3 protein-coding genes are annotated in these 6,984 nt (G+C 72.3%); all 3 read right to left on the minus strand.

Annotated features, from left to right (window positions below):
* A partial coding sequence (locus QH283_RS30125; protein WP_280506300.1) for an amino acid adenylation domain-containing protein occupies positions 1-3,917 on the minus strand: 3,917 nt, incomplete at its 3' end.
* Positions 3,918-4,412: 495 nt separating this feature from the next.
* Positions 4,413-5,792 carry a GAF domain-containing protein gene (locus QH283_RS30130; RefSeq protein ID WP_280506301.1) on the minus strand — a complete coding sequence of 460 codons (1,380 nt, stop codon included), beginning with the start codon at positions 5,790-5,792 and terminating at the stop codon, positions 4,413-4,415.
* 110 nt (positions 5,793-5,902) lie between these two features.
* Positions 5,903-6,984 (minus strand): mycofactocin dehydrogenase MftG (gene mftG, locus QH283_RS30135; RefSeq protein ID WP_280506302.1); only part of this gene is annotated, 1,082 nt, incomplete at its 5' end.

Here is a 6,984-nt window from a genome sequence, read left to right on the forward strand (position 1 = left end):
GGGCGCGGGCGGTCGGCCGGCAGTTCGAGATGCTCAGGGGCACCGGCGAGTTCGGCCCTCCAGAAGGCGAGCTGGCGGGCGGCCAGGGATTCGGGATCGTCGGCCGCGCCGAGGCGTTCGCGCTGCCAGATCGCGTAGTCGGCGTACTGCATGGGCAGCGGCGCCCAACGCGGTTGGTGACCGTCGCGGCGGGCGGCGTAGGCGGCGGCGGTGTCGGCGGCAAGCACCGGGAGCGAGAGACCGTCGGCGGCGATGTGGTGCAGCACGATCGCCAGCGCGTACTCCCCCGCGCCGACCAGGAACAACGCTACCCGGAACGGGATCTCGCGGTCGAGGGCGAAGGGGCGGGCGGCGAAGGCGGAGACCGCGGCGTCGAGTTCGCGCTCGGAGACGAACTCCACCGCGACGGTGAGACCGGCGACCGGAAGCACCTCCTGGCGGGGCGCGCCGTCGGCGACCACACGGAAGACGGTGCGCAGCACCTCCTGCCGGTCGAGCACATCGGCCAGCGCCGCGTGCAGGGCGGCCACGTCGAGCGCGCCGCTCAACCGCAGCACGAAGGGCATGTGATAGGCGCCGCCGCCGGGGCCGTAGGAGCCGTCCTGCTCCAACCGGCTCAGGAACCAGATCCGCTGCTGGGCGGGCGAGAGCGGAACCAGCGGCGGCCGCGGCACCACCCGCAGCCGGCGGCCCGAGCCGCCGCCGGTCCCGCCTGCCCGCTCGATCAGTTCGGCGAGTTCACGCACCGTGGTGGCGGTGAACATGTCGCGAACCGAGAGCGCGCAGTCCAGCTCGGCCGACAGCCGGGCCGCCACCTGCGTGGCCACCAGGCTGTTGCCGCCGAGGGCGAAGAAGTCGTCGTCGCGGCCGATCCGATCCCGCTCCAGCACCTCGGAGAAGGCCCGCGCCACCGCCGCTTCCACCGGGGTGGCCGGTTCGGCGTAGGTGTGGACGGTGCGTTCGGGAGCGGGCAGCGCGGCGCGGTCGAGCTTGCCGGAGGCGTTGACCGGCAACGCGTCGAGCACCACATAGGAGGCAGGCGCCATGTAGGCGGGCAGGGACGCGAGCGCGGCGGCGCGCAGCTGCTCCGGCCGCACCGCGCCCGGCTCGGCCTCCATCACGTAGCCGACCAGTTGCTCGCCGACGCCCGCGTCGTCGCGGACCACCACGACCGCGCGCACCACGCCGTCCACCCCGGCCAGCACGGACTCGATCTCGCCGAGTTCGATGCGCAGGCCGCGCAGCTTCACCTGGAAGTCGGTGCGGCCCAGGTATTCCAGCTCGCCGTCGGTGGTCCAGCGCACCAAATCGCCGGTGCGGTACATCCTGGCGCCGGAGTCGAAGGGATCGGCGACGAAGCGGTCGGCGGTCAGGCCGGGGCGCGCGAGATAGCCCCGGGCGAGCTGTACCCCCGACAGATACAGCTCACCCGGCGCACCGACCGGCACCGGTCGCAGCCGCGAGTCCAGCACGTACAGACGCGTGTTGAAGACCGGCGCGCCGATCGGAACCGTCGCGATGTCGGTGTCGGTCACCTCGTGGAAGGTGACGTCGACCGCCGCTTCGGTCGGTCCGTAGAGATTGTGCAGCCGCACCCCGGTGAGCACCCGCAGGCGCTGGGCCAGTGCGGCGGGCAGCGCCTCGCCGGAGGCGAAGACCTGGCGCAGCGTGGGGGCGATCTCGCCGGGGTCGCCGTCCTGCCTGCCGAGGAAGGCCTCCAGCATCGAGGGCACGAAATGCGCGGTGGTGACGGCGTGTTCGGCGATGACGCGGCGCAGCGCGACCGGATCGCGATGATCGTCGGGACGGGCGAGCACCAGCCGCGCGCCGACCTGCAAGGGCCAGAAGAACTCCCAGACCGAGACATCGAAGGTGGCCGGGGTCTTCTGCAACACCACGTCGGCGGCGGTGAGCCGATAGGTCTGCTGCATCCACACCAGCCGGTTCACGATCGCCTCGTGGGTGACGGCCACGCCCTTGGGCAGACCGGTCGAGCCGGAGGTGAAGATGACGTAGGCCAGGTGACGCGGGCTCAGCGGGCCGCGGCGCTCGCGATCCCACACCGGGCCGTCCGGGTGGCCGGACAGGTCGAGCTCGTCGACCCGCAACACCGGTGCGCCGGTCTCCGGCGGCTCGACGCCGCCCGCGGTCAGCACGCACATGGGGGTGGCGGTGCGCAGGATGTGTGCGGTGCGCTCGGCGGGGTGGTCGGGGTCGATGGGCACGTAGGCGCCGCCCGCGGCCAGCACCGCGTACATGGCGATCACCAGCTCCGGCGACCGGCGCATGTGCAGCGCGACCGGGCTGTCCGGGCCGACGCCCAGCGCGATCAGGTGGCGGGCCAGCCGGTTCACCCGCGCCGACAGCTGCCGGTAGGTGAGCGCGGCCGCGGGATCGCCCGCGTAGTCGAGGGCGGGCGCGTCGGGGGTGCGCGCGACCTGGGCGGCGAACATCGAGACCAGGGTGGGCGAGCCGCCGAGCGCGGGACCGAGGGCGGCCCGCACGTCGAAGCCGGTGGCGTTCCAGATCCTGGTGCTGACCTCGACCTCGAGGTCGGTGGTCACCGGGATCGCGGCCAGGTCGTCCTCCGGCCCCGCGTCGACCAGGCGGTTCAGGTAGCCGAGGAAGCGGGCGTGGTGGCGGGCGAGGTCGTCGGGGCGGTAGAGGTTCGGGTTGGCCTCGAAGTCCACGTGCACGCTGTCGCGCTCGCCGTAGTAGACGTTCATGCTCAGGTCCTCGATGGGACCGGTGGACAGCACGTGGTAGCGGCCGACGGTGTCGCCCAGACGCAGGTCGCGGTCGAACAGCATGATGTTGGCCAACGGGCCGAACAGGGCGCGGTGCGCGGGGCGGCCGTCGTGCTCGGCGTCGCGGCGGATGTCCTCGTGCCGGTAACGCTGGTGGCGCAGGGCGCCCGCCAGCTCGACGCGGGTCGCGCGCAGCAGCTCGCCCCAGCCGATCCGGCCGACCGGTAGCCGCAGCGGCACGATGTTGGACAGCATGCCGGTCGAGCGGCGCATGGCCGCGGTGGTGCGGGCGGTGACCGGAAGGCTGAGCACCACGTCGGAGCGGTCGGTGAGCCTGCCGAGGTAGCCGGCGAAGGCTGCGATCAGCACCGCGGCGATGGTGGAGTCCTCGGTCGCGGCGATGGTGTTCATCCGCTCGGCCAGATCGGCGGGCAGCGGCCTGCCGACCACCAGATTGCTCGCCGCGCGTGGCGCGCTGCGCCCGTCCAGGCTGGTCACGCTGTCCAGACCGGCCACCCGTTCGGCCCAGTGCGCGCGATCGGTCTCGAACCGGCTGCTCTCGCGATAGGCCTGCTCGCCTGCCACCAGCTCCGACAGCGCGGCCGGGCGCACCTCGGGAGCCTGCTCGCCGCGCACGTGGGCGGTGTACAGCTCGGCGACCCGCTGGGTGTTGACCAGGGCGCCGTAGCCGTCGAGCACGATGTGGTGCGCGCGCAGGTACCAGAACCAACGGCGCTCGCCCACGCGCAGCACCGCGCCGCGGGTGAGGCGGTCGCGCAGCAGGTCGACCGGCGCGGCGGCGTCGGCGCGCATCCACTCGGTCGCCGCGGCCACCGGATCGGCGTGCTCGCGGAAGTCGATCACCGCCAGCTCGCGGGACAGTTCCGGGTCGACGCACTGGTGCGGCACGCCGTCGATCTCGGTCAGGCGCACGAAGCCGGAGCCGTAGTCCAGCGCGGCCCGCGGCGAAACCTCCTGCAGCAGTTCGACATCCAGATCACCGCGCAGGTCGACGTACTGCGCGATGTTGATCGGGGTCTGCGGGTCGAGCAGCTGCGCGTACCAGACACCCAGTTGCGCGGGCGAGAGCGGGAAATACCGCGCGTCGCGCCGGTCGGAGGCGTTCTCGCCGGGCCGCGCGCCGCATCCATCCAACTCCGTACCGTGCACCAGAGCCTCCTTGACCGGTGAAAGAACCACTGCCCGAGGGTTTTCGGGCAGCACCGATCAGCCCGGCGAAAGGTCGCGACGACCGGACGCGGGCGGACGATGAGCCCGACGGGCGTATTTCGGCGAGCGCGCGATCGGCGGGGACGAGGTCGCCGCGCGCGGGATCCGACAGATTGCGTTGAACGAGACGGCGGGCGGCGCCCGCCTACCGATGCGCGGAGAGGTCCGCGCCGGGTGGGTCTAGCTTGTGATCGTTCCTCCAACTTTCGAACGCTCGCGGTCCGTGGTCGAGACCGGGCTGTGTTCTCTGCGTCACACGATCGTTGCGTGCACTGCGAACCTTAAGCGGTGATCGAATAAAAAGTAACCTGTTCCAGAGAAATATTTCGGTCAAGCGTCCAGATTCTTGTACGCAGTAGAAACACCAGGACAGCGACCATCGCGCGGTGCCGGGGGCAGCCGCGGAGTGAGTTATCACACTGTCTGGTGTGCAGACTATGAGCCGAAACGTTGCATTCGCGTTGCATCGGCGCCCAACCTGCGGTCGAGCACCCGGATCTTCGCCTCGATCTGGGCATACAACGGCGAATCACGATCGACGCAGGAGCGGTAGACGGCCCAGGCCGTCGCGTCGTCGCGCCCCTCAGCACTGGAGGTCCATCTGCGCAAGACCACGGAATCTCTGGATGCCAGCACCGCCGAGCGCAACCGGGCCCGCAGTTCGTCGCGGATGTCGACGATGCCCGGCGCGGTCGAGCGCGGCAGCACCGGTCCGGCGTGGATACGTAATGCGCTGTCGACATCACCGGAATCCAACGCCGCCCGCAGCGCGTCCACATCGGTTGCGACCGGCACGCGCAGACGGTAGGGGCGCGAACCGAAGACGGTCGGGCCGACCACCGAGCGCAGGCGCGAGACCGCGGCGCGGATGGTGCCGTTGTCCAGATCGGTGTCGTCGAGCAGCAGCGCCAGATGGTCGGCGCCGAGCCCCTCGGGGTGCTCGGCGAGCAGTAGCAAGATCTCGGCGTGGCGCTGCGACAACGGCACCCGCTCCCCCGCGATCGTCAGCTGCGGCTGCCCCTGGCCGAGCACCTCGAGGCCGAGCGAGCGCGCCTCGGCGGGCGACGCGGAGCCGGGGGCCCCGAGGCCGTTCCGCCCGGCCTGCTCGCCGCGAGCCGAGCGCATGGCGGTCATCACCAGATCCATCTCGGCGGCGGTGGCGGTGGCCTTGACCAGCGCCAGGATCTCCGGCCGGGCCACACGGACGCCACCCGCCACCATGAGCACGCCGACGAGCCTGCCATCCGGGTCGTGCACGGGCGCGGCGGCGCAGGTGATGCGGTGCATCCGGTGCAGGAAGTGCTCGGGGCCGTGGATCCAGGCGGCGCGGCCGGTGCGGACCACGAGACCGGCGGCATTGGTGCCGACGCGGCGTTCGCTCAGGTCGTCACCCGCGCGCAGGCCCACCTCGGCGGCGGCGGCCACCCGGTCGGGATTGCCGTGCACCGACAGCACCCGACCGAACTGGTCGGCCACCGCCACGACCAGCCCGCTGCGGGCGGCGTCCTGGACGAGCAGCTTGTCGATCAGCGGCATGAGCTGGGCCATGGCGTGGGCGTCGCGATAGCGCTGCAGGTCGGCGCCGCGCAGGCCGCGCGCGCCGAGCACCTCCATCGGATCGACGCCACTGCGCAGGCTGCGCAGCCACGAGTCCAGCACGACGGGACGCAACAGACCGGCCAGCTGCGAGAGCTGTTCGCCGCCCGCGCTGAGATATCCGTGCGCCTGTGCGGCATAGGCTTCCAGCGCACCGAGTTGCGTGCCCGGCTCGACGCGGTGCCGTGGGGGCCGCCCACCTGCGAGATTGCTGACCATTTGCCTTTCTTTCCGCCCCAAACCTTACAGGCGGGTTCCTTTCGACGCGGGGAGCTTCTGTAGCTTTGTCCCACAGGTCACAGCGCGGCGATCACCCGGCGAATTGTGACTCACTTGCCTTTCGGATTTACCGGCGGGGTGGTCGGCTCACCTCGGCCGATGGCCGCGCGCTCGGCGATCATCACCGCGCTCGCCTGCGGACCGCGACTCAGCGGCACCGGAACCACCGACAGATCCACCACCGACAGCCCGTCCACGCCGTGAACCCGCAGGGCGTGATCGACCACGGCGCGCTCGTCGTCCGCGGCACCCATCCGGCAGGTCCCCGCGAGGTGCTGGGAGGTGCCGAGCCGCTCGCGCAGCCAGGCGCCCGCCCCTGGATCGGCGGCGGCGGGGACCGGGGTGAGCACGCGCGCGCCGGGAAGTGCTGCCAGCAATTCTTCCGCCAGCGCGGCGGCCGCCAGCAATCGCGCCCGATCGGCGGGCTCGGACAGGTAACGGTGCTCGATACGCGGGGGTGCGGCGGAATCGCCGGCGGCCAGGCCGAGCACACCAGCCGAGCGCGGACGCATCAGGGCGATCCCGAGCCGGTGCACGCCTGGGGTGAATCGCACCGTGTAGGGCCGCAGTTCGATGTCGTCGAGATCGACGACATACTCCAGGGGCACCGTCGGCCGGCCGGCCGGGCGCGCGTCGAGACGGTAGTCCAGGCCGATCTCGGGATGATCGGTGAACCATCGCCCCACCGGCGCGGGATGGACCAGCGGAACGCCGTCCGAGATCGCGTCCGCGTCGGGACCGATACCCGAACGCAACAGCAGGGCGGCGCTCTCCACCGCGCCCGCGCACAGCACCACCCGCTCCGCCGTCGCGGTCTCGACGGCGCCGCCGCGGCGGAACTCGACACCGACGGCCCGGCCACGGCGCACCAGCACCCGCGACGCCTCGGCCTCGCCGAGCACGCGCAGGTTCGGACGGTGCGCGGCGGGCAGCAGGTAGGCCGCGGCGGCGCCGACCCGCCTGCCCGCCCCGACATTGCACGGCACCCAGGCCAGTACGGTGTCGGGGCCATCGCCGGGCGCGGCGTTGAGATCCTCGCGTTCGGGCAGGCCGACGGCGCGGGCGGCGGCGGCGACCGCGCGGCTGACCGGCCCCGGGACGCCGGCGCGGACCACCGGGATCGGCCCGGCCC

Origin of the sequence: Nocardia farcinica (assembly GCF_029867845.1) — a bacterium.
Taxonomy (GTDB): domain Bacteria; phylum Actinomycetota; class Actinomycetes; order Mycobacteriales; family Mycobacteriaceae; genus Nocardia; species Nocardia farcinica_A.